General features: G+C 66.8%; 22 protein-coding genes. 14 read left to right on the top strand and 8 right to left on the bottom strand.

Annotated elements, in window-relative coordinates; all coding sequences use genetic code 11:
• Positions 1-254 precede the first annotated feature (254 nt).
• The 4 genes from NO347_RS01385 to NO347_RS01370 all read left to right on the top strand — a co-directional run bounded on the left by NO347_RS01385 (position 255) and on the right by NO347_RS01370 (position 4736).
• Positions 255-2636 carry a BGTF surface domain-containing protein gene (locus NO347_RS01385; protein ID WP_256287929.1) on the top strand — a complete coding sequence of 794 codons (2382 nt, stop codon included), beginning with the start codon at positions 255-257 and terminating at the stop codon, positions 2634-2636.
• A 173-nt stretch (positions 2637-2809) separates the two neighbouring features.
• Positions 2810-3499 (top strand): HD domain-containing protein, encoded by a 690-nt coding sequence (locus tag NO347_RS01380; RefSeq protein WP_256287928.1) that lies wholly within the window; start codon positions 2810-2812, stop codon positions 3497-3499.
• Positions 3500-3617: 118 nt separating this feature from the next.
• Positions 3618-3941, top strand: a complete 324-nt coding sequence (locus tag NO347_RS01375) for a DUF8066 domain-containing protein (protein WP_256287927.1) — start codon at positions 3618-3620, stop codon at positions 3939-3941.
• A gap of 60 nt (positions 3942-4001) precedes the next feature.
• Positions 4002-4736, top strand: coding sequence for a diphthine--ammonia ligase (locus NO347_RS01370; RefSeq protein ID WP_256287926.1), 735 nt, complete (start codon positions 4002-4004; stop codon positions 4734-4736).
• Between the two features lie 18 nt (positions 4737-4754).
• Here the strand turns inward: NO347_RS01370 and NO347_RS01365 are convergent, their stop codons facing one another.
• Complete coding sequence (locus NO347_RS01365; RefSeq protein ID WP_256287925.1) at positions 4755-5714, bottom strand: nucleotidyltransferase family protein; 960 nt, start codon at positions 5712-5714, stop codon at positions 4755-4757.
• A 175-nt stretch (positions 5715-5889) separates the two neighbouring features.
• Here NO347_RS01365 and NO347_RS01360 point away from each other — a divergent pair, with 175 nt between their 5' ends.
• The gene (locus NO347_RS01360; RefSeq protein WP_256287924.1) at positions 5890-6192 is read left to right on the top strand and encodes a transcriptional regulator; all 303 of its coding nucleotides are present in this window, start codon (positions 5890-5892) and stop codon (positions 6190-6192) included.
• Between the two features lie 49 nt (positions 6193-6241).
• Here the strand turns inward: NO347_RS01360 and NO347_RS01355 are convergent, their stop codons facing one another.
• From NO347_RS01355 to NO347_RS01325, 7 genes are all read right to left on the bottom strand, one after another.
• Positions 6242-7576: an ABC transporter ATP-binding protein gene (locus NO347_RS01355; RefSeq protein ID WP_256287923.1), complete on the bottom strand. Its 1335-nt coding sequence runs from the start codon at positions 7574-7576 to the stop codon at positions 6242-6244.
• Entirely contained in the window at positions 7573-8742 is a 1170-nt protein-coding gene (locus NO347_RS01350; RefSeq protein WP_256287922.1) for an ABC transporter ATP-binding protein, read from the bottom strand. Before NO347_RS01350 ends, NO347_RS01355 begins: the two co-directional genes overlap by 4 nt.
• Complete coding sequence (locus tag NO347_RS01345; protein WP_256287921.1) at positions 8739-9974, bottom strand: ABC transporter permease; 1236 nt, start codon at positions 9972-9974, stop codon at positions 8739-8741. The genes NO347_RS01350 and NO347_RS01345 overlap by 4 nt, the downstream gene beginning before the upstream one ends.
• Entirely contained in the window at positions 9974-10957 is a 984-nt protein-coding gene (locus tag NO347_RS01340; protein ID WP_256287920.1) for an ABC transporter permease, read from the bottom strand. Before NO347_RS01340 ends, NO347_RS01345 begins: the two co-directional genes overlap by 1 nt.
• 131 nt (positions 10958-11088) lie before the next feature.
• Positions 11089-12927, bottom strand: a complete 1839-nt coding sequence (locus tag NO347_RS01335) for an ABC transporter substrate-binding protein (protein WP_256287919.1) — start codon at positions 12925-12927, stop codon at positions 11089-11091.
• Between the two features lie 118 nt (positions 12928-13045).
• On the bottom strand, positions 13046-13612 hold the full coding sequence (gene hpt, locus NO347_RS01330) for a hypoxanthine/guanine phosphoribosyltransferase (RefSeq protein ID WP_121567922.1): 567 nt from the start codon (positions 13610-13612) through the stop codon (positions 13046-13048).
• Between the two features lie 116 nt (positions 13613-13728).
• Positions 13729-14151, bottom strand: a complete 423-nt coding sequence (locus tag NO347_RS01325) for a type IV pilin domain-containing protein (RefSeq protein ID WP_256287918.1) — start codon at positions 14149-14151, stop codon at positions 13729-13731.
• Between the two features lie 256 nt (positions 14152-14407).
• On the opposite strand from NO347_RS01325, the gene NO347_RS01320 reads away from it, so the two are divergent.
• The 9 genes from NO347_RS01320 to NO347_RS01280 are packed head-to-tail and all read left to right on the top strand — an operon-like array spanning position 14408 to position 22794.
• Positions 14408-15502: a monovalent cation/H+ antiporter subunit E gene (locus NO347_RS01320; RefSeq protein WP_256287917.1), complete on the top strand. Its 1095-nt coding sequence runs from the start codon at positions 14408-14410 to the stop codon at positions 15500-15502.
• Positions 15502-15786 carry a cation:proton antiporter gene (locus NO347_RS01315; protein WP_256287916.1) on the top strand — a complete coding sequence of 95 codons (285 nt, stop codon included), beginning with the start codon at positions 15502-15504 and terminating at the stop codon, positions 15784-15786. Before NO347_RS01320 ends, NO347_RS01315 begins: the two co-directional genes overlap by 1 nt.
• Positions 15787-16098, top strand: a complete 312-nt coding sequence (gene mnhG, locus NO347_RS01310; protein ID WP_256287915.1) for a monovalent cation/H(+) antiporter subunit G — start codon at positions 15787-15789, stop codon at positions 16096-16098.
• The gene (locus NO347_RS01305; protein WP_256287914.1) at positions 16095-16637 is read left to right on the top strand and encodes a DUF4040 domain-containing protein; all 543 of its coding nucleotides are present in this window, start codon (positions 16095-16097) and stop codon (positions 16635-16637) included. Before mnhG ends, NO347_RS01305 begins: the two co-directional genes overlap by 4 nt.
• A complete protein-coding gene (locus NO347_RS01300) occupies positions 16634-17152 on the top strand; it encodes an MnhB domain-containing protein (RefSeq protein WP_256287913.1) in 519 nt (172 codons plus the stop codon). Before NO347_RS01305 ends, NO347_RS01300 begins: the two co-directional genes overlap by 4 nt.
• The gene (locus NO347_RS01295) at positions 17149-17508 is read left to right on the top strand and encodes a cation:proton antiporter subunit C (protein WP_256287912.1); all 360 of its coding nucleotides are present in this window, start codon (positions 17149-17151) and stop codon (positions 17506-17508) included. The genes NO347_RS01300 and NO347_RS01295 overlap by 4 nt, the downstream gene beginning before the upstream one ends.
• Complete coding sequence (locus tag NO347_RS01290; protein WP_256287911.1) at positions 17505-19070, top strand: proton-conducting transporter transmembrane domain-containing protein; 1566 nt, start codon at positions 17505-17507, stop codon at positions 19068-19070. Before NO347_RS01295 ends, NO347_RS01290 begins: the two co-directional genes overlap by 4 nt.
• Positions 19067-20977, top strand: a complete 1911-nt coding sequence (locus tag NO347_RS01285; protein ID WP_256287910.1) for a cation:proton antiporter — start codon at positions 19067-19069, stop codon at positions 20975-20977. The genes NO347_RS01290 and NO347_RS01285 overlap by 4 nt, the downstream gene beginning before the upstream one ends.
• Positions 20977-22794 (top strand): Na(+)/H(+) antiporter subunit D, encoded by a 1818-nt coding sequence (locus NO347_RS01280; protein WP_256287909.1) that lies wholly within the window; start codon positions 20977-20979, stop codon positions 22792-22794. The genes NO347_RS01285 and NO347_RS01280 overlap by 1 nt, the downstream gene beginning before the upstream one ends.
• The last annotated feature ends 123 nt before the right edge of the window (positions 22795-22917 follow it).

The following is a 22917-nucleotide window of genomic DNA, read 5'->3' as shown; positions in this document are numbered from 1 at the left end:
GCACTGTAGACAGTATTGGGGCGCTTCACGTATCCGAGGGGGATAAAATAAAATCAACATATGTCGATGAAAGCAGTGGTGAAATTCGGCAGAGTACCGCAAGAGTCGACAACGATCCAGAGCCCCTCACTCTCGGATCGGTCACCGAATTCTCCATCGACAGCCTCTCGGGAGCGTCGCTAACGCACACAGAGAGCGTCATCGAAGTCCCGTTCAGCGAAGACGTCTCGAAGGCGGGCGGTGAAGCGGGGGCGTTGACGCTCGCGGATAACGTCACCGTCCTCGTCGACGGAGCGGACGTAACAGATCGCTACGCCCTCGACACCGACGGATCTACGGACGGACAACTGCTCCTCAGTTCCGCGACGGCGCTCGATCCGCGCTCGGAAGTGGGCGTCAGAATCGACGCGGTGAACGACTCGGTCGACAGCGAGACCATCACACCCGGGACAGTCGACGTGACGGTGGCGTCCGCGACCGTTCCAGAGGGCAGCGGCGAGGCAAACGTCTACGCCGGATCGGCGATGGCGTTCGTCGCGACCGATGGCTCGGCCGACCTCGATCAGGCGTTCGAGGTCGTCGACGACGACGGGGCGTTCGTCTTCGCGGGTCGCACCGGACCGGGAAGCCAGGTGTTCGTGGTCGACACCGACGCGCGGAACTGGACCGAGGCGTACACCGTCGAAACGACGCTCGACGACGGCAGCACCGATCGAACGACGGGAGTCACGATCCGGGATCTGGGGCTCGGAGTCGCGATCGACGATCGGAACCTCACGACCGCCGCGGCAGTCGAAGGGACCATCTTCGCGAGCGCGGGCGGGCGCACCGTTCAGGTCGACCTCCGCGAGACGGACGGTGTGGTCGTCGAACGTACGAACATCACCCTCGGTGGGAACGGCGAGACGGCGTTCGACTTCCCGGCATCGGTGTTCGATACGACTGGACCGGGTAATTACACCGTCAACGTGACCGACGTCGGCACCGACGCGACAGTCCGCTCCGACCGCATAGCTGTCGTCGACGACAGCCTGAGCACCGCGAGGTTCCGGTCGACCGTCGTCGGCGAGCACGCCGGCGACGTCGCCGAAATGGGTGTGAATCTGGCCTACGCCGAGATCGCGACGGTGACGCTCGGAAGCGTCGGCTCGGGCTTTCGGGCGAACGTGACCGTATCCGATGGCGACGACGACGGCACCGTCCGGCTGCGGTTCAATACAGCCGCGGTCGCCGGTGCGACGAGTCTGCCAGACGACGGGGGCGACGTGTTCGGCGTCGCCGCGTCCAGCGGAAACACCAGCGGGACGGCAGACGAGGTGATCGCGGCCGATATCGACGAGGGGACCCTCTTGAGCGAGCCGCTAGCCTCCGGAGAGTACGAGGTCACTGTTCGGACGGGCGCAGACGCGGGCGCAGACGCGGAACACGCCGCGACGCTCGTACTCGACGCCCCCGCTCCAGAGCGACTCACCACCTGGGTCGCGCCCGCGGATGCAGCGCTTTCGACGCACGAAGACCTCTCGACGGCCGTCGAGACAGGGCGGCTCACGCAGCGGGCGGACGTCGCCGTGGGCGACCTCGTTGTGCATCGAATCGACGCACCGGGGCTCGCCGGCCAGTTTGCACAACACGACGGAACGGCGACCGAGACGTTCTTCGCGCTCGATGGCACGGACGAGGCGGCGCTGTACGCGCTGAACGTCACACAACAGAACCCACCGCCAAATCGCGAGGCCTACCAACTCGAACTGAACGCGAGCAACGCACGCGTCGTCGCCGACCCGAGCAACGATACCTACACAATGCTGTACGAAATCGATGCACCGGCGGCGACAGCGAGCGACAGTGAGGCTGTAGGCACGGTCTCGGACGGAGCAGACACCAGTGTACCCGCGGCAGGGGACGCACTCACAGCGTCGTTCGCGGTTCACGAGAACGGAACGTTCACAGAAGTCGACGACGACAGTCGGACAGTCGCTAGCAACTACTCGCTCGTCGAGGCGACCATCGCGACGGACGACGATCCCCTCGTCGTCGCAGCCGCGGCGAACCAATCGATCAGCGGGACCACGACCGTCGCGCCGGGAACCGAGATCGAACTCCGACTCCGGTCGACGAACGGGACGCAGCCGTCGTTCCACAAGACGACCCAGGCGGTCGTCGGACCGAGCGGCGCGTGGTCCGCTGCGTTCGACTTCGACGCACAGGGCGTCGGCGATACCTTCGAGGCGACCTCCGCGGCCGGCGTCATCAGCGATTCGAACGAACTCGGCGTCAGCGGCGAGGTTCGCGCGTTCGTACCGACGACGGCGGTGGCGACCACAGCCGCGACGACCGTCGGTCAGGCGGGCGGCGCAGGCGGAAGCGGTGGCGTCGGAAGCGACGGATCCGGGGGGTCGTCCCGGAGCAATGCGGCAGCACCAACCACCGAGTCGACAGCGACTCCCGAACAGCAGTCCGACGGGGACGGGCGCTCGATCACCGATTCGACGGGAGAGTTCTTCGGGACCGTGATCGACACCCTCGTCGACGGCTCGGGCGAGAGACCACTCCGGGAACGGTTGCTGGATTTCGACGTGCTGGTCGCGCTGGCTGCCCTGACGACCGTCCTGGTGTTCGTGACGCGGCTCGAATGACCGAACGGTCCGTATCGCCGCCGTCGCAGACGGTCGGCGGGCATATCGGCAGCGGGACGGGGTCAAGCCGTCGTAACGCCTAAGAACCGAAGAACCATTTTATCGGGTAATGAACCCGAACGCGAATACAGACACCGTGGGACCGCCCACTGATTCGAAGGAGAGGTGGTTCCGTGGGCGTTGAAATCAAGGAGTCGACGGTCGCAGACGAGGAGTTCGAGGAGATGGAGCGGTTCGTCCGCGACTATCTCGCTGCGAGCGTCGAAGGCGAAGACGACGGCGGCCGAATGCGGTGGTACCCCTGGCACAGCGCCGAGTATCGCTTCAACCACATTCTGAACGTCGTCGATCTGGCGACCCAGATCGCCGAGCGCGAGGGCGCAGACACGGACGTCGTCCGAGTCGCCGCGCTCTTTCACGACATCTCGAAGCTCGAAGCCGACCAGGAAGTCCACGCCGAGGAGGGGGCACGCGTCGCTCGCGAGTACCTGAACACCCACGGCGACTTCCCGCAGTCGTTCGTCGAGCAGGTGTGTCAGGTCGTCGCCGACCACTCCTATCAGGGACCGCTCGCGGACGTCTCACTCGAAACGCAGAGCCTCATCGAGGCCGATATCCTCGACAAAGTCGGCGCGAACGGCACGGCGCTGATGCTGCTCCGGATGGGATACGAGGCGCGGACGCACATGGACGCCGCCGAGATGGTCGAGCGGGTCCTCGAACGCGGCCGCGACGCGACGGGCCGAGTCAACTCCGACGCCGCCGAGAGCATCGCGCACAAGCGGCTCAAGCGCGTCAAGTGGTTCCGCGAGTGGCTCGAATCCGAGGTCCCGGAGATGGACCACAGCCTCGAGAAGCGCTGAGCGGTTAGCGGTCGGAGTAGCCCTCCGTCCAGTGCAGATGGAACGAGCGGTGTAGCTATCGGCGGATCGTGACCCCGAGAGCAGTACGCTTAGTAGCCGCGGCCCGCACGTCGAAAGCGTGCCCTCCGAATACCCTCCACGACCGTCGAGACGGGCGAAGATCGCGCTCGCGGTCGTCGCTGTCGTGACGTTCGCGTACAGTATCGTCGTCGCCGGACAGATCCTTCTGTGGTTCGTCCTCGCGGGGATCGCCGCCGGAATCTACGTCGCCTGGCTCCTCGTCGTCGCCGTCCTTCGGCTGGTCGACGCGACCGAGCGAATCGCGAGTGCGCTGGAAGCCGAACACGGCGACAGCACTGGCGACAACAACGACGGCAGCAACGACGACGGCAGCAACGACGACGGCCACCAAATCCGCGACGTAGAAGTCGACGATCGCTGAGAGACGCTTGAAGACGACCGAACCGGTGGTCGTTTGTACGCCGCTCGCCTACAGCCGTCGATGACGGACTCAGGCAGTTGGGTCAGCCTCTTCTCCGGCGGCAAAGACTCCTCGTGGGCGCTCTACCGCGCGTTGGAGGAGGGACTGAACGTCTCACATCTCCTGACGGTCCACCCCGGCGAGGACTCGTATATGTATCACGTCCCCGAGACGCGGCTGGCCGGGCTCGCCGCCGAGAGCATCGGTATCCCGCTGGTCGACGTCGAACCGGACGACCTCGACGCTGGCGACGTCGACGACGTGGGTGCTCAAGGCGACCGCGAGATCGAGCCACTCGAAGCCGCGCTCGTCGAGTTGCAGTCGGACCTCGACGGTGGCCTGGCCGGCGTCATCGCCGGCGCCGTCGAGAGTGAGTTCCAGACCTCCCGCATCCAAGAGATGTGCGACCGTCTGGAGATCGGTCTCTTCGCGCCCCTCTGGCAACGTGATCCGTTGGAGCTCGGGAGAGAAATGCTCGACGCCGGGTTCGAGATCCGGATCATTCAGGTCGCCGCCCACGGCCTCGACGAGTCGTGGCTGGGGCGGACACTCGACGCCGACGCGCTCACAGAACTAGTCGAACTCAACGACGAGTACGGCGTCCACGTCCTCGGCGAAGGCGGGGAGTTCGAGACGTTCGTGACCGACGGGCCGCATATGGACCGCCCGATCGAACTGGAGTACGAGACCGTCTGGGAGGGGACTCGCGGACACATTCGCGTGACGGACGCGCGGCTCGGCGAGGCGACGGAGTAGCGGGAGAATCGCGGCGCGCTATTCGAGGTGCGAGTGCGCCCCGATCAGGGCGTTCGAGAGATCGAGATTCTCGATGTAGGTGTGCTCGTCGACGATAGTGTCGCGGATGTCCGCGTTGTGAATCGTTGCGTCACTGAAGACGACAGTTCGTTCCAGATGTGAGTCCGACACCGACGCATCGGCCATCACGTGCACGTCCTCGTCGAGCACGGAGTCTTCGACCGTCGCCGACTCGTGGACGAACGTGTCGCCGCCGAGGTACCACGAGACGGCGTCGAGGTAGCTCTCGGGCGTGCCGATGTCGAACCACGCGCCGTCGAACGTGAACGCGTGGACGGTCCCGCGCCGCTGGAGCCACTCGATGAACCAGCCGGGCTCGTCGGGGTTGTTGCCGTTCGAGAGGTACGTGTCGAAGTCGGGGAGCGTATCCGCGGGGAACGCATAGCAGGCGATCGAGACGAGCGTGCTCTGGGGGTCGTCTGGTTTCTCTTGGAAGTCGACGACGCGGTCGCCGTCCAACTGGACGAGTCCGTAGGACCGTGCGCGCTCTTTCGAGCCGACGTCGTAGGCGGCGAGACACGGAGTCGCCTTCGACTCGAAGAAGTCGACGAACTCGCCCACGTCGAACGAGAGCAGATTGTCGCCGGCGATGACCACGAGGTCGTCGTCGACGCCCTCGCGGTCGATGAGTTGCGCGAGCGCGCCGACGACGCCGAACTTCTCGTCTTCCTCGACCGTCTCTTCGATCGAGAGGGTGGGTTTCTCGTAGGGCGCGTCTGCGAGGAAGGACTCGAAGGAGTCGGCGAATCGCTCGTTGGTGCTCACGAACACCTCGTCGATCCGCTCGTCGGCTTCGAGGTCCTCGAAGATGACGTCGATGACGGTCCCGTCACCGACTGGGAGGAACATCTTGGGGCGGTCTTTGGTGATCGGCCACATACGCGTCGCGTACCCGCCGGCGAGGACGACTGCCTTCATATATTGACTCTCCGCCCGGAGTCTCAAGTTTGTTTCCCCGGGTATCCTGTCGAGCCCCGTCTTGTCCCCGAATTTTACCTGATAAATGTACACATACGCCCAGTGCAGCGTTCGATATCACGGGATCGCACAGAGCAGGCGACAGTATATACGGGAGCGAGAACCTAGAGGGGGTATGTCCGAGTCGGACGACGAGGCCACGACCCGACAGCGGATCGCAGACGCGCTGCGAGCGGAACCCCACGGCGCGGCAGATCTCTCGACGGCGGTCGGCGTCCCTCGCTCGACGGTGTATCACCATCTCGACCACGTCGCGCACTCGATCGAGGGATCCGACGCCGACGAGCAGTTCCTCGTCGCGCCGCCCGAGTGCCGTGCGTGTGGCTTCGACAGCTTCGACGACCCGCTGAACGATCCCTCGCGGTGCCCGGAGTGCCGCTCCGAGCGCATCGCCGAACCGCAGTTCGTGATCGACTAGGCGCGCTCGTCGGGCGCGGTCGTCGAGCACGGCGAAACACGGGCCCGTCTCAGCGGTCGGCCCGGTCGTCACTCCTGACAACGTCAGCCGCCGCGTCGTCGCGATCGAGAAGGTGACAGGCCGCCGTGTGCTCGGAGGAGACCGGCCGCAGCGACGGCGGGTCGGCCTCACAGGGCGTCTCGAAGGCGTCCGCCAGCAGCGTCGCCGCCGCTGCGTGCTCGCCGGCGACGATTCGGGAGAGCGCACGGTCGAGGACCGCCTCGGCGTCCGGATCGGATAGACGCTCTGGAATCTCGAACTCGCGTCGCAGTGCCGTACAGACGTTCTCGTCGTCGACGTCGCCGGGATCGAGAACACCTCCGCGTTCGGCCGCCACCCGCTCGCGGATCGCCCGGACGTCCACACCAGATCCCCCCTCGTCCAGTCGCGTCCGGAGGCGCAGGACCCCCCGCCACGCGTCCTGGTCGAGATCGTACGCGTCCGGTTGAATGACCGCCGGACAGCGCGTGTGGAACCGACAGCCTGCGGGCGGGTCCGCCGCGCTCGGGACCGCCCCGGTCAGTTCGACGTCGGGACGCTCGACGGTCGGATCGGGCACGGGAACCGACGCGAGAAGCGCCCGCGTGTAGGGGTGCTGCGGATCGCCGAACACGACGTCGACAGGCCCGGATTCGACGATTTCGCCCAGATACATCACCGCGACGCGGTCGCAGAACTCGCGCACGACGGCGAGGTCGTGACTGATGAGCAAGACGCCGAGGTCCAGCTCCGATTGGAGCGACGCCAGAAGCGTGAGGACGGCCGCCTGGACGGGCATATCGAGCGCCGAAACGGGTTCGTCGGCGACGAGGAGGTCCGGATCGACGATCAGCGCGCGCGCCAGTGCGGCTCGCTGTTTTTCGCCGCCCGACAGTTCGTGCGGGTAGCGGTCGGCGTGGCCCGCGTCGAGGCCGACGCGTTCCAGCGTGTCTTCGACCAGTCGGCGGCGGCGCTCGCGGTCGGCCATCCCGTGCACGGCGAGTGGTTCGCCGACCGACTGGCCGATCGACAGCCGCGGGTCGAAGCTCGACGTCGGATCCTGGAAGATCAGTTGCGCTCGGCGACGGAACCGCCGGAGTCGCTCGCGGTCGTACGCCGTGACGTCGTCGCCGTCGAAGCGCACCGTCCCGCCGGTCGGGTCCTCGATCCGAAGCAGTGCGCGCGCCGCCGTCGACTTGCCGCACCCGGACTCGCCGACGAGGCCGAGCGTCTCGCCGCGCTCGACGGTGAGATCGATCCCGTCGACCGCCCGCACGCGCCCGACATCACGGTTCCAGATCCCGTCGGTGATCGGGTAGTGTTTCTCCAGCCCGGAGACGTCCAGCAGCGGCGGATCTGTGGTCACTGTGGTTCACTCCCGTCGCGAGAATAGGACCCACCCGCCGTCGCGTCGGAGTCGACAGCGGTTCCGTAGACGACCGTCGGATCACCATCCGGTGCGAAGTGGACGCAGGAGACGGCGTGTTCGCGATCGGGGTCGCCGTCCGCCGTTGCCGCCTCCGCTGGTGTGGCAGCGTTCCCGCTTCCGGAGACGTGGTACAGCGGTGGGTGTCCTCCTCGCCGGCAAGCCTCCACGGCGTAGGGGCAGCGGTCGCGGAAACAGCAGCCAGCGGATTGTTCGGCCGAGTTCGAGTCGGTCAGGGTCGAGTTGTTTGCGCCAGAGTCGGCCGGCCCCGAAGCCGAATCGGTCGCCGTCGCGGCGGATGCTCGGGGGGCGCCGCGTCCAGGGATCGAATCCAACAGCGAGCGCGTGTACGGATGGGCGGGGCGATCGAAGATCGCGTAGACGTCGCCGCGTTCCATCACTCGACCCTGATACAGCACCACGACCCGGTCTGCGACGTCGGCGACGACGCCGAGGTCGTGAGTCACGAGTAGGATGCCCATCCCGAACTCCGATTGAATCTCCTCGAGGAGTCCGAGGACCCGCGATTGGATCGTGACGTCGAGCGCCGTCGTCGGCTCGTCGGCGATCAACAGATCCGGGTCGCCCGCGAGTGCCATCGCGATCGCGACCCGCTGTTTCATCCCGCCCGACAGTTCGTGGGGATAGTCGTCGACGCGACTCGCGGGATCTGGGATCCCGACGCGGTCGAGGAAGTCGATCGCACGTGCCCGGGCCTCACGCTTCGAGACGTCCGCGTGCAACTGCACGGCCTCGATCAGCTGCCAACCGACCGTGTAGACGGGGTTGAGCGAGTCCTGTGGATTCTGGAACACGTGCGCGATCCGGTCTCCGCGGACCGCGCCGAGTTGTGCCTCCGAGAGCGAGCGGAGGTCCTGTCCGTCGAAGTGCACGGTTCCCCCGCGGATCTCGCCCGGCGGTTCACGGAGCACCCGCGTGATCGACTCGCCCACGACGGTCTTGCCGCTGCCGGACTCACCGACGAGACAGACGGTCTCGCCGCGCTCGACGTCGAAGGAGACGCCGTCGACCGCCCGGACGACACCCTGGTCGGTGCGGAACTCGACCGTCAGGTCGTCGACGCGGAGGAGGGACTCGTCGCTCATCGGCCGACCTCCTGCCGCGGATCGAGCGCGTCTCTGAGCGCGTCGCCGAGGAAGTTGAACGCGAGGATCGTCGCGAAGAGGAACAGTCCGGGGATCGTCGAGATCCACCACGCGGTCGCGAGATCACCGCGGCCCGCCGCGATCGTCTGCCCCCACGAGGGCAGCATCACGTCGCCGAGGCCGATGAACGAGAGCGCCGCCTCAGAAAGGATGAGCACCGGAACGTTCAGCGTCGCGGCGGTGACGATCGAGTTCGAGACGTTCGGGACGATGTGCCGCCAGACGACGGACGCGCCGGACGCACCGGCGCTTTGGGCCGCCTGGACGTACGTCTCCTCGCGGCGCTGGAGCGCCTCGCTGCGGACGATGCGGGCGATGCCGCCCCAGCCGGTCAACCCGAAGATGACGATCAGCACGAACAGGCTGCCGCCGTAGAGGTACGCCAAGAACAGAAAGAGGAAGAACGTCGGAAACGTCTGCTGGACGTCGACGTAGCGCATCAGCACTTCGTCGACCCAGCCACCAGCGTAGGCGGCCGTCGCCCCGACGGCGGTCGCGACGGTGACCGAGATGAGCGTCGCGATCAGTCCGACCTGCAGACTGACGCGCATCCCGAATATCGCGAGCGCCAAGAGCCCCTTCCCGCTGCCGGTCGTCCCCAGCGGATAGCGCCACGTCCCCTGACACCGACCGTCGACGACGGGGCCGAGACACTGGGTCGGGATCGACACGTCGACGCTCAGGAAGACCGGCGGCTGGTATCCGGCCGCGACGTGCAGCGTCGGCGGGTCGATGAACAGCGTGCCGACCGTTCCGAGCAGAAAGATCACGACGAGGTACACCAGGCTGAGCACCGCGAGACGGTGGCGTCGGAAGCGCTGCCAGTAGTACGCGGTCAGACGTCGGTTCCGTGCGAGCGGCACGGCAGCGAAGCCCAAGACGAGAAGCGTCGCGACGAACAGCCAGTCCACGCCGGTCGCGTCCCAGAGGAATCTCGACTCGGCGACGACGACCTCAACCGTCGGGTCGCCAGCAGCCAAGAGGACGTCGTACGCCAGCGCGAGCGCGTAGAGGCCGCCGGCGACGAGGGCGAGAAGTTGCGTCGTCGAGACGCGGCGTCCGTCCGCGTCGATCGTCTCCCAGTCGACGTCCTCGAAGCGCTCGCGAGAGCGATCCGAGGTCGGGTCCGTCACGTCACCGCCGCCCGGTCCACTCCGTTCGTCTCCCGGCATCACCGATCACCGTAGTCGATACGCGGGTCCAGCCAGCCGTAGGCGAGATCCTGCAGCAGATTCCCGACGACAGCGACGAACACGGGGACGAGCGTCGTCCCCAAGACCAGCGCCGTGTCCTGCCGGCGGATCGCGTCGAGGCTGAGTCGGCCCAGGCCGGGGATGCCGAAGACGACCTCGACGAGGTAGGAGGCCGACAGGATCACGCCGAGCAAGTCGCCGACGAGAATCGTCGACAGCGGCACGAGCGTCGGGCGAAGGACGTGTCGCGTGATGATCCGCCAGTCGGACGCGCCTTTCGCCCGGGCCGTTTTCACGAACGCCGCACGGACGTACTCGAGCGCCTCCGCGCGCGCGTAGCGCATCGTACTCGCGATCGCGCTCGTCGCGAGCACGAACACCGGCAAGGCGAGTTGGCGCGCGTTCGCGAGCGAGAGGGGTCGCGTCCGGGCCAGTTCGGCATCGAAGAGGACCGGGACCCAGCCGAGGCGGACGGCGAAGACCAACAGCAGCACGATGCCGAACCAGAAGTTGGGGATGCTGACGCCGAAGAACGCCACGAACGTCGCCGCGTAGTCGGTCTTCGTGTACTGATTGAACGCCGAGTAGAGCCCGATCCCGATGCCGAGCACCGTCGAGAGGAGCACGGCGGGGATCGTATACAGCAACGAGTAGGGGAGCGCCGTCAGAATCGCCGTCACGACGGGCTGGGACCGCGAGTCCGACCAGCCCCAATCGCCCGAGGCGAGGTTCCCGAGGTATTCGAGATAGCGCTCCCAGAGCGGCCCTTGCAGACCGCGGCGACGGGCGTACGCCTCCGCGGCGGCCTCGGCGCTCCGGCCGCTGGCGGCCGCCTGAAACTGGACGCGTGCTAACTGTGCGTCAGGTGCGTGCTCGAGCAGGACGAACGTGACCGTCAGGATGACGAAGGCGACGACGCCCGCCCACGCGACCCGACGCGCCGTGTACCATTTCAGTCCCATCGTGGTGTGTCGCTCCCAGGCCGTACTCCGATTCCGCCGGCCGCCGTTGCCGGTCAGTTCCGTCGACCGCAGTTAATATTGTCGTCCGAACGGGGTGTCCCCACGGGTCGGTGCGGCGGTCGGGCGCCGACTCACTGCTGGCCGAGTCGCCAGGTGTTCTGGTCCCAACTGTAGCCGAATACCTCCTCGGGACCGGCCACGGCGGTGTCGTAGCCGACGACCTCCACGCCCATATTGAGGAAGTTGAACGGTTGTTCGGCCGAGAGCGCGCCGAAGATCTCGGCGAGGGTGCCACGCCGCGCTGCCTCGTCTACGGTGCTCGTCGCGGTCTCGAACAGCGAGGCGAAGTCCGTCTCGGGGTGGTAGCCGTAGAAGTTGATGCCGCCCCGTTCGAGCGTGAACCCCTGAATCGAGGAGGGCGTCCGCGGATAGGTGTTGAACGTGATTCCGAGGATAAGGTCCCACGGCTCCTGACTCAGCGATTGGTCACGCGGACCGCCGTTGTACGGGCCGGCGTCCCACGGCGGGTCGCCGTCGCCCTGCCAACTGTTGTAGAGGTGGTGTTCGACCAGCGTCCCGTACTGCTTGCCGGTGACGTTGACGTCGATGCCGATGGCGTCGTACTCCCGGGCGACGTACTGCGCCGTCGTCTCGACCGTCTGGGACCCCTGCGCGAAGACGAGATCGAGCGTGAGTTGCTCGCCCTCCGCGTCGACGACGCGGTCGCCGTCGTAGCGGTACGGGGTGGATCCGAAGTGCTCCCGGAGGAGTTCCCGCGCTCGGTCGTGGTTGTATGTGTCACCGACGCCGTATTCGGTCACCTGCTCGTCGGAGTACCACCGCGAGAACGTCGGTTGGAACGTGTGGGCGACCGTCGCGTAGCCGCGGAGAACGTCGTCGACGAGCGTTCGTTTGTCGACGGCGTGCGCGAGCGCGCGCCTGACGCCCGGTTTCCGCAGCGCCTCGTAGAACGACCCGTTGGCACGCTGATTGTAGATGAGCGACGTCATATACGCCTGCGGGAAGACCTTGACGTCGACGTCGTCTCGCCCCTCGAACTGTTCGACGCGCGTCTCGGGGATGTCGGTGGCGGTGAGTTCGCCTGATCGGAGCGCGGAGAGGCGCGTGCTCTCCTCGGGGACGACCTCGTAGGTGTAGGCGTCGAAGTACGGCGCGTTCTGCCACTCGTCGGGGACGTCGTCGACTTCGCGCAGGTAGTACTCCTCGTTGCGCGTGGCGACGAACTCCGATTCGCGGTTCCACCGCTCGAAGCTGTAGGGGCCGAGGTTTCCGGCGTACGCGAGCGTCTGGACCTCCTCGTCCTGTGCGAGCCCGTCCTGGTCCTCGTCGGGACGGTACCGGGCGATGATCTCTTTCGGCATACAGAATGCGCCCCACATAATCGGCCGGAGCGGGAACGCGGGGTCGACGGACTGCAGCCTGATCTCGAAGGAGCGGGGACCGGTCTTCTCGACCGGGATCGGCTCGCCCTGTTGTCGCCAGTCGCCGGGGTTCGGGTACCCGGCCCAGTTCGAGTCGGCCTGGTAGACCTCCGTGATCATATACACCCAGTCTTCGGCCGTCATCTGGCCATAGCCGGCCCCCCACCGGAGATTGTCGCGAAGTTCGACCGTGTAGACCCGCCCCTCGTCGGAGGTGATGTCCGCCCAGAGCGGGAAGGTCTCTTGTTCGGGCGTGATGGCGTACGCGCCGTCGAGCGCCAGTTGGATCCGGTTCGCGGACGGCATATCGTCGACGCTCAGGAAGTTCAGCGTCTGCGTCCCCGTAGGCGTTCCCTCGACGTACTCTATAGCCTCCGCGTCCTCCGTCGGCGCCCCGTTTCGATCCGGCGCACTACAGCCTGCGACCGCCGTCGCCCCACCGAGACCGAGAAGTTGGAGAAAGGAACGGCGAGACCGACCGGCGATCGGGGTCGGTCCGCGGCCGTCTGAACCGCTACCGGATGGCATAGAAGCTACGTGCGCCCATCCGGTCAAATACCCATCGATAGATCGGGCGAAAACGTTCGTTCTGTCGCTCGTATTACCCGTTTGTGCGGATCGGGGTCGTCCCGGTTCGACGGGGAGGTCAGTCGTCGCCGTGCTCGTCGACGATGACGACCTCGCCGTCCTCGACGCGCACGTTGATCAGCGTCTTGACGTGGTGACCGCTGTCGTCGAGTTCGTTCGGCCCGGCCTTCTTGATCACGGCGACGGTGTCGACGACGTCCGCACCGATGTGTTCGAGCGCGTCGAGCACCGCGCGCATCGTCCCGCCGGTCGAGAGCACGTCGTCGAGGACCAGAACGCGGTCGCCCGGATCGACGTCGTTGATGTACATCTCGTTCTCGGAGTAGCCGGTCTGCTGGCTCAGCGGTTCCTCGCCGTCGAGACCGTACTGTCGCTTGCGGATGACGACGAGCGGGATGTCCGTCATCAGCGACACCGCAGTGGAGATGTGAATCCCCATCGCGGCCGGCGTGACGATCTTGTCGACATCGTCGATCTCGGCCTTCCGGATGATCTTGATGACGATCTCGCGGAGCAGTTCCGGACGGAGCATCGGAACGCCGTCGCTGATGGGGTGGACGAAGTACTCGTACTCGCCTTTCTCGATAATCGGCGCTTCGAGGAGCGACTGCCGCAGTTGGTCCATGTCGTGGGTACTCCGGGTCGAAAATAAAAACTGGCGGTTCGGTCGCTCTAGCGCAGAGCGACACACGGGGTGCGTCAGCGAGCACCACTCCGAGCTGAGAACAGACGTTCGCCCCGTCAGATCGCGGGAGCAGTGGATTGACTCAACGTCGCGGACGCCGATCCGTCTTCGGACTCCCAGACGACGCGGACGGTTTCGCCGTTCCACTCGGTACCGGAGAGGTTGTACGTGGCCGTGTCACCCGCGCTGACCGTGCCCGCAAAGAGTGTCGGTCCGCTGTAGTCGATCGCTGCTGCGGACGTCACGTTCAATTGGGCGGCGACAACCGTGTCACCGCTCTCGTGGGTGACGTCGACGGAGTCGTTCGCGTAGCCGAACCCGAAACTGGCCTGCGGAGCCGTCTGTTGGATGCCCTGACCGAGGTTCAACACGAACGAGCCGATGACGGCTGCGAGGATCACCGTGATCGCGACCATCAGGATGACGCCGATAACTGGAGAGACAGCCACGTCGTCCGCGAATAGTGTACGTACGTTCATAGTATGAGATAGTATTCCTAAGTATATGACAATGAGTTGGCTAGTAGTAGCACGGTTGCTAGTCGCGTGGTGCGGTCGAGCACGCAGGTCGTTCTGGACGGTTAGGCAATCTATCTTAAATACCAATTGTCGGATCGAGAACGGAGTCACGCCAGAGCGGAAGACGTATTTGACCCCCTTAGTAAACGGTAGAGTAACGTATGAGCCGAGTGACCGACGGGAAACGGCCGGCGTCGATCGAGGCGGGTGGTGGCTGATGAGTGCCGGCAGCTCCCGGATCCTCGTTCCAGTCGGAGAATCCTCCACGTTCCGGAACACGGTCGCCTACGCCCTCCGAGAGGCGCGCACGGGTGCCACAGAGGGCGACGAGCAAGCCACGGTTCACTTCGTGTATCCCGCACGGTGGCGCACCGTCGACGGGGGTTCGCTCGACGACACGGAGACGGCCAGCGACCTCCTCGAACGGGTACAGGTCTGGGCCGAAGAGGATCTCGACTACGACGAAGAGGGCGAACCGCCGGTGGAGATCGAGACGGCCATCGTCGGCGCGGATCGCTATCTCTTCAGCCCCGGCGACTTCGCGGCGATCTTGGTCGAATACGCGCATCGAACAGGACTCGACCGGGTCGTCGTCGATCCGGAGTTCCAGCCCGGCGGGAGCGCGCCGATGCTTCGGCCCTTCGAGGTGGAACTCTCACGGTCTGACCTCTCCGTCGAGGAAGCCCCGGTCGAACGGCAGACGACCCGGACGCGCCTCGTCTCACGAGCGACGGTCTCGAAGGGTCTCGCGACGTTCGGCGCGACGTACGCCTTCTATCTCGTGATCGGCGGCCACCTCACCACGTTCAATCTGGTGACGGGCGGACTCACGGCGTTGCTCGCGACGATCGCGTTCTCGAATATCACGTTCGTCACGTCGCCCTCGCCACGCCGAACCACGCTTCGTATCCTGCGGATGGGCCTCTTCGTGCCGTATCTCGTCTGGGAGATCACGAAAGCCAACATCGCGATCGCGTACATCATCCTCCACCCGGATCTCCCGATCGACCCCGAGATGCGGCGGTTCCGCGCCGCGGTCTGGGGCGGCCTTCCGGTGACGACGCTCGCGAACAGCATCACGCTCACGCCGGGGACGCTGACGGTCGACATCGGCCGCGACGGCCTCGACATCCACACGCTGACCGATGACGCCCGCGACGACCTCGCCGCCGGGAGCTTAGAGCGGGCGGTCCGGTTCGTCTACTACGGTCGCTCGGGCGCGCGGATCCCGACCCCGACGGAGCGCGGGAGCATCTCGCTTCTCGGCCCCGACGGTGAACCGATCGCGGAACCGACGGAGGACGCCGAATAATGGCGGTCTCCGGAGTCGTCGATACGGTACTGCTGACCGCGGCAGGCGCGTTCGTCCTGTTCGCCATCGTGTTGGTCTACCGGATCGTCGCAGGACCGACGATGCAGGACCGCGTCATCGCGGTCAACGGGATCGGAACGAACGCGGTCGTCGTGCTCGCGCTGCTGGCGGCGGCGCTCGATCAGCCGGGATTCCTCGACATCGCCCTCGTCTACGGGATGTTGAACTTCCTGATGAGCATCGCCATCTCGAAGTTCACCGTCGAGCGCGGCGGGGTGATCTGAATGTCCATCACGGAGATCCTGATCATCCTGCTGGTCGCTGCGGGAACGTTCTTCGGGTTCGTCGCGGTGGTCGGCATCGTCCGCCTCCCAGATCTCTATACGCGCGCGCACGCGACCTCGAAGAGTGACACGCTCGGGATCATCCTGACGCTGAGCGGCGTCGCGCTGGTCTTCGGCGCGGACCTAGCCGTCGCGAAGACGGCCCTGCTCGGGCTGTTCTTGTTCGTGACCAACCCGACGGCCGCCCACGCGATCACGCGGGCAGCCTACGATCAGGGCATCGCCCCGTGGACAACGGAGGGTGAGGAGTGACGCCCGTTTCGACCTCGCTCGCGGTCATCCTCACGTTCGCCGTGCTGGCTGCGATCGCCGCGATCCTTCTTCGGGACGTCCTCAACGCGATCATTGCGTTCGCAGCGTTCAGCTTCGGCATCGCTGTCGCGTGGATCCTGCTGGCCGCACCGGACGTCGCGCTGACCGAAGCGGCCGTCGGCGCCGGCATCACCACGGTACTGTTCCTCGTGACGATCGCGAAGACCGTCCGCCCGGGCGGTGAGCGACTCTTCGAGCGGATCGCCTGGCGGTCCGTCGCGATCGTCGCGGTTCTGGTCGGCGCGCTGCTGACGACGATCCGGTCGCTTCCGGCGGTCGGATCCAGCGAGGCGCCGGTCGCGACGTCGCGGATCACGGAGTACTACCTGCAGAACGCCTACCCCGAGACCGGCGTCGAGAACGTCGTGACCGCCGTGTTGGCCGCCTACCGTGGGTTCGACACCCTCGGCGAGGCGACGGTGGTCATCGCCGCCGGCCTCGCGGTGCTTCTCGTCCTTCGACAGGAGGCGTACGTATGAGCCAATCAGATCCGAACCGAACCTACGTCGAGAGTACCATCATTATGACGACCGTCCGCGTGGTCGTCCCGTTCGTCTTCACGTTCGGGGTGTTCGTGATGTTCCACGGGGCGGAGTCCGCAGGCGGCGGCTTCCAGGGCGGCGTCATCGTCGCCTCGGCGGTCCTGCTACTTGCGTTCGCCTTCGGCATCGAACCGACGCGGGCGTGGCTGGAAGGGCCGCTCGCACAGCTCGCGATCGCCTCCGGCGGCGGCACGTTTGCGCTCATCGGACTGGGCGCGCTGCTCTCGGGCGGTGCGTTCCTCGAATACCCCGCCTACGGCTTCGGGACCGACGGCGTGAAATACGGCATCGAACTCGTCGAACTCGGGATCGGAGCAGTCGTCTCCGGCGTCCTCGTGAGCCTCTTCTTCAGCCTCTCACAGGGGGACTTCCAGTCCGTCGGGAACGGCGGAGGGAACGGCAGTAACAATGGCAATGGAGACGGCGACGCCGCCGGAGGTGAGCGAGCGTGATCGACCTGCTCGCGACCCACTACAACTACCTTATGTTCGTCGCGCTCGTCGCCATCGGACTGTACGGCGTCACAGCGAGCCCGAACCTGGTGAAGAAGGTCATCGGCCTGAACATCTTCCAGGTCGGCATCTTCCTGTTCTTCGTCACGAGCGGCTACGTCGACGGCGCTGTGCCGCCGGTGGTCCACGGGGACGTAGCAGGGACGTACGCCAGCCCGCTGCCGCACGTGCTCATCCTCACCGCCATCGTCGTCGGCGTCAGCCTGACCGCGGTGGCGCTCGCACTCATCGTGCGCATCTACGACGCGTACGGGACGCTCGACGAGGAAGCCATCCGGGAGGTGCAAACTGAATGACTGACGCCATCGCGCTCCTCGTAGTGGTCCCGATCGTGCTCGCGCTCGTCCCGATCGCGCTCGGACGCCTGTGGGACGGCGCCGGCTGGGTCGCGGCCGCGCTCGCCGCGCTCGCCCACCTCGGACTCTCTGTGACCGTCGCGGCGAAAGTGATCTCTACGGGGCGGTTCACCTACGCCGTCGGCGGCTACACGCCGCCGTTCGGCATCGAACTCGTCGCCGACGGCATCTCGGCGACGCTCGTCGTCCTGGTGTCTGTCGTGACCGTCGCCGTCGTCCTCTACGCGCGGCGGGCCGGCCCGGACTCGAACAGCTTCTACAGCGAACTGCTGTTGCTCACCGCGGGCATCTCCGGCGTGTTCGTCACGGGCGACGTGTTCAATCTGTACGTCTTCATCGAGATCACCGGGCTGGCGACCTACGCGCTGGTCGCGACCGGCCGCTCGCCCGCCGCGGCGCTCGCGAGCCTGAAGTATCTCCTCGTCGGGACCATCGGCGCCTCGCTGTATCTGCTCGGCGTCGGCTACCTCTACATCGCGACGGGGACGCTGAATATGGCCGACCTGTCGACGCAACTGCAGGCAGTCGGCTACGACTCGCCGCTGGTCTTGACCGGCTTTGCGCTCCTCGTCGTCGGCCTCGCGGTGAAGTCGGCGCTCTATCCGCTGCACACGTGGCAGCCGGGAGCCTACGCCGAATCGCCCGACAGCGTCACTGCGTACATCTCCGCGCTCGTCTCGACGGCGGCGGCGTACGCGCTGTTCCGCCTCGTCTACGCGGTGTTCACCCCCGCGTTCGACGCGGCAGTGCCGTTCGCGCTCGACGCGCTGGTGGTCCTCGCGTCGGTCAGCGTCGTCGTCGGCTCGGTGCTCGCCGTGTTGCAGTCGGACCTCAAGCGGATGCTCGCGTACTCCTCCGTCGCGCAGTTCGGCCTGGTGATCGCCGGCTTCGCGGTCGCGAACGCGACGGCTGTGACCGGCGGTCTCGTCCACCTGGTCGGTCACGCGATAATGAAGGCGGGCCTCTTCGTCGGCGTCGGCGCGCTCGCGGGCGTCGCGGGCGGCCGAACCGTCGACGACCTCGCCGGCGTCGCCGACCGCGCGCCGGTCGTGAGCGCCGCCTTCGCCATTCTCGCGTTCGCGCTCGTCGGCGTCCCACCGGCAGTCGGCTTCGCCGGCAAGTGGCACATCGTCCTCGGGGCGGTCGAGGGGGGCCGCTGGGGCGTCGCCGCCGTCGCGGTCGTGAGCACGCTCCTGACGCTCGCGTACTTCGCCCGCGTCGTCGAACGGATGTACTTCCAGGACGCACCGGCGGCGACGGCCGACACCGTGAGTGGCCCCGACGCCACCGCGACGGCCGATACCGACGCCGCGCTGACGCCCGACGGCGGCGAGTCGGGGTCGGAGTCCACTGACGACGCGAAGACGACTGGGACTTCGGGCATCACCATCGAAGCCCGCATCGTGGTCGTCGCCGCCGCGGTCGGCGCGGTCGTCCTCGGACTGTTCGCGTCTGATCTCATTGCCGTCTTCGAGCCCGTGCTGGAGGTGTACTTCCAATGACCGAGATCGACTCTCTCAGGCCGCTGGCGGCGGTACTGCTGCCCGCTATCGGCATTCTCACGATCGTCGCATCGCACCGCCGACCGAACGTCCGCGAGGGCTTTACCATCCTCACGGCGCTCGGGACGTTCGGGCTCGTCGCGAGCCTCGTGCCCGCGACGCTGGCCGGCACGACGCACGTCTCCCGGCTGGGGACGTTCGTGCCCGGCATCGACCTCACGCTCAGCGCGGACCCGCTCGGGATGATCTTCGCGCTGCTCGCGAGCGCGCTGTGGCTCGTCACCAGTTTCTACAGCATCGGGTATATGCGCGGCCTCGACGAGCACTCCCAGACGCGGTACTTCGCGGCGTTCGCGGGGAGCGTCGGGGCGGCGCTGGGGGTCGCGTTCGCGTCGAACCTCGTCGCGCTGTACGTCTTCTACGAACTGCTGACCGTCGCGACGTACCCGCTCGTCGCCCACGACGAGAGCGACACGGCCCGGAAGGCCGGCCGGAAGTACCTCACTTACACCTTCGGCGGCGGCGTCGCGGTCCTGGCCGGGACGGTACTGGTCTTCTGGACGACCGGTACTGTCGCGTTCACACCCGGCGGCATCGCCGATCTGGCGAGCACCGACCCGGTCGCCGCACGCGCGGCGTTCGCGCTGCTGGCGGGCGGTTTCGGCGTGAAAGCCGCACTGATTCCGGTTCACTCGTGGCTCCCGGACGCGATGGTCGCGCCGACGCCCGTCTCCGGTCTCCTGCACGCGGTTGCGGTCGTCAAGAGCGGCGTCTTCGGGATCGCGCGCGTCGTGCTCGACGTGTTCGGGCCCGAAACCGCCGGGAATCTCGGCGTCGGACTGCCGCTGGCGGCCGTCGCCGCGGTCACCATCGTCGTCGCGAGTATCATCGCGCTCAGACAGGACAACCTGAAGCGCCGGCTCGCGTACTCGACGATCAGTCAGCTCTCGTACATCGTGCTCGGGTTGGGACTGCTCTCGCCGGCGGCGCTCGTCGGCGGCCTGCTGCACATCCCGGCGCACGCGTTTATGAAGCTCACCCTGTTCTTCTGTGCGGGTGCGATCCACGTCGAGACGCACACCGACGACATCAGCGATATGGCGGGGATCGGTAAGCGGATGCCCGTCACGATGGCCGCCTTCGCCGTCGCGAGCGTCGGGATGGCAGGCCTCCCGCTCGTCGCCGGCTTCGTGAGCAAGTGGTACCTCCTGATCGGAAGTCTCGACGCCGGCAACGCGGTCTTCGCGGGCGTTCTCCTCGTCTCGGGGCTCCTGAACGTCGGCTACTTCTGGCCGATCGTCTACCAGGCGTTCTTCCAGACGCCCGAAGACGCCGACTCGAAACCGCTCGTCGAGTTCCCGATCGGCGGGGCTCGCGTCCGCACGGACGGCGGCGAGCGGAGCGAGAGCGGTGAGCGGAGCGAGGACGTCGAGCGCGACGTGAGCGGTTCCGAACCCGAGACCGCCGGCTCGGAGGAAGTCCCCATCAACACCGCCGAACCGGTCGACCCCGACGTCGACCCCGACGTCGAGCCCTCCGAGTCGGAGGGCCGAATCGAGGTCGACGCCCGCGTCGAAGAGGACGGCGAGTATGCCGTCGACCGACACCCCAGCGACCACCTCGGCGACGAGGCGACAGACGACGGAACCGACTCCCACGACGCTGATCCCGACGAGGGGGCGTCGCTGACCGGAGCCGGCGACGACGACCACCACGGACACCACGGCGGCCCGCCTGCTTCCGGCTGGGAACGCCGTGGATTCGGCGACGAGAGCACGTGGTTTATGCTCGGACCGATCACCGTCGCCGCGGCCGGCGCCGTCGCGCTCGGCCTCGTGCCCCGCGGGATGGTCTTCCTCGCGCTCGTTCAGCGCGTCGTCGCCGAGGCTACGGGGGTGGTGTTCTGATGAGCGCGACTGTGTCGCCGCTCGCCGCCGACCTCTCGGCGACGGTGCTGGCGTCCGAGGTGCCGACGCTGCCGACGGCCGACGTGCCGACCGTGGTGCCACCGGCGTTCGCCATCCTGGCGGTCGCGATCGTCGCGCCGTTCCTCTCGCGCCGCCTCGGCCACGCGCTGGGCGTGCTCGCGACCGGCGGGGTCGCCGTCTGGTCGCTCCTGGTTCCGGCGGGCGTCTACCTGCAGACCACGTTCCTCGGCTTCGATGCGGTCCTCATCAACGTCGACGCCTTCTCCCGGCTGATGGGCGTCATCTTCGGGCTCATCGGCGCGGCCGCCGTGCTGTACTCGTACTCCTCGGAAGCGGAAAACCGACAGACCGCGTTCGCCCTCGGCTACGTCGGGACGAGCGTCGGGGCCGTCTTCGCCGGCGACTGGCTGACGATGGTGTTCTTCTGGGAACTGATGGCCGTCACGAGCACTCTCCTCGTGTGGGACTACGGCGGCGAGGCCGTCCGCGCGGGCTTCCGCTACGCCGTCTATCACGGCCTCGGCGGGAGTCTGCTGATGGCCGCGGTCATCTGGCACTACACGAACGTCGGGTCGTTCCTCTTCAGCGCCTCCGATGGCATCACTGCGGGGATCCCAGCCGTGCTCGCCGCCATCGGGATCGGCGTCAACGTCGGCTTCGTCGGCCTGCACACGTGGCTGCCCGACACCTATCCACGTCCGCACGTCGCCGCGAGCGTCTTCCTCTCGGTGTATACGACCAAGACGGGCGTCTACGGCCTCGCGCGCGCCTTCCCGGACGGTAACCTCGCGATCGCGTATATGGGCGCGGCGATGGCGCTGGTCGGCGTCGTCTACGCGCTCCTGCAGAACGATATGCGCCGCCTCCTGTCGTACCACATCCAGTCGCAGGTCGGCTATATGGTCGCCGGCGTCGGCGTCGGTACGGCGCTGGCGACGGCCGGCGCGTTCGCACACGTGTTCAACCACATCCTCTACAAGGCGCTGCTCTTCATGACCGCGGGCGTCGTGATCGCGCGGACCGACGAGCAGAGCCTGAAGTACCTCGGCGGGCTCGGTCGGGCGCTGCCGGTGACCGCGATCGCGTTCACGGCCGCGGCGCTCTCGATCAGCGGCTTCCCCGGCTTCAACGGTTTCGTCAGCAAGGGGATGATCACCGCGGCCGCGCACAAAGAACACCTCGACGGTATCTTCTACATCCTGCTTCTCGCGGGCGTCGGGACGTTCATGTCGTTCATCAAGTTCGGCTACTACGCGTTCCTGAAAGAGCACAGCGGGACGTGGAACCTCCGTCGCTCGGTCACCGGCCAGCGGATCGCGATGCTCGGCGTCGCGGCGCTCTGTGTGGTGCTCGGGCTCTACCCGGACGCGCTGTTCGCGCTGCTGCCCGGCAGCACCGCCGACGCCCACCCCTTCACGCTGAGCCACCTCGGTGAGGGCTTCCTGCTCGCGTTCCTCGGTGTCGTCGGCTTCGCCGTGCTCAAGAAACCACTCTCGAAGATCGGAAGCGGCATCGACGTCGACGCCGTCATCGAACCGGCCACGTTCTACGGGATGCGCGGCCTCGTCCGCGGCGTCACCGACCTGTTCGCTACCGTCGACCGCGCTGTCGTCGCCACGGCCAACGCGGCGCTCGACGCCGCGTCCGACCCCTACGGTGCGATTCGCGGACCGGCCACCGCGGTCGTCGGCCGCGAGGGGAGTTCGTTGAAAGAGGGAAGCCTCAGAGCGAGCATCGCCACGAGCGTGCTCCTCGTCATCGTCGTGCTGGCGGCGACGCTCGTCGGATTGCTGTAGACCGACACTCATCAGGTCTCTGGAAACTCTCTACACCCCACTCGTTTTTCCGCCTCGTCTGTGCCAGCGCCGAGTTGCCGCGGGCGCAGACTGCGTCTCGTGATTCCAAGAGCAGAGAGCGGC

The sequence above is a fragment of the Halobellus inordinatus genome, from assembly GCF_024464655.1.
In the GTDB taxonomy this organism is placed as follows: domain Archaea; phylum Halobacteriota; class Halobacteria; order Halobacteriales; family Haloferacaceae; genus Haloquadratum; species Haloquadratum inordinatus.
This window is presented reverse-complemented; position numbering and strand designations above follow the sequence as displayed.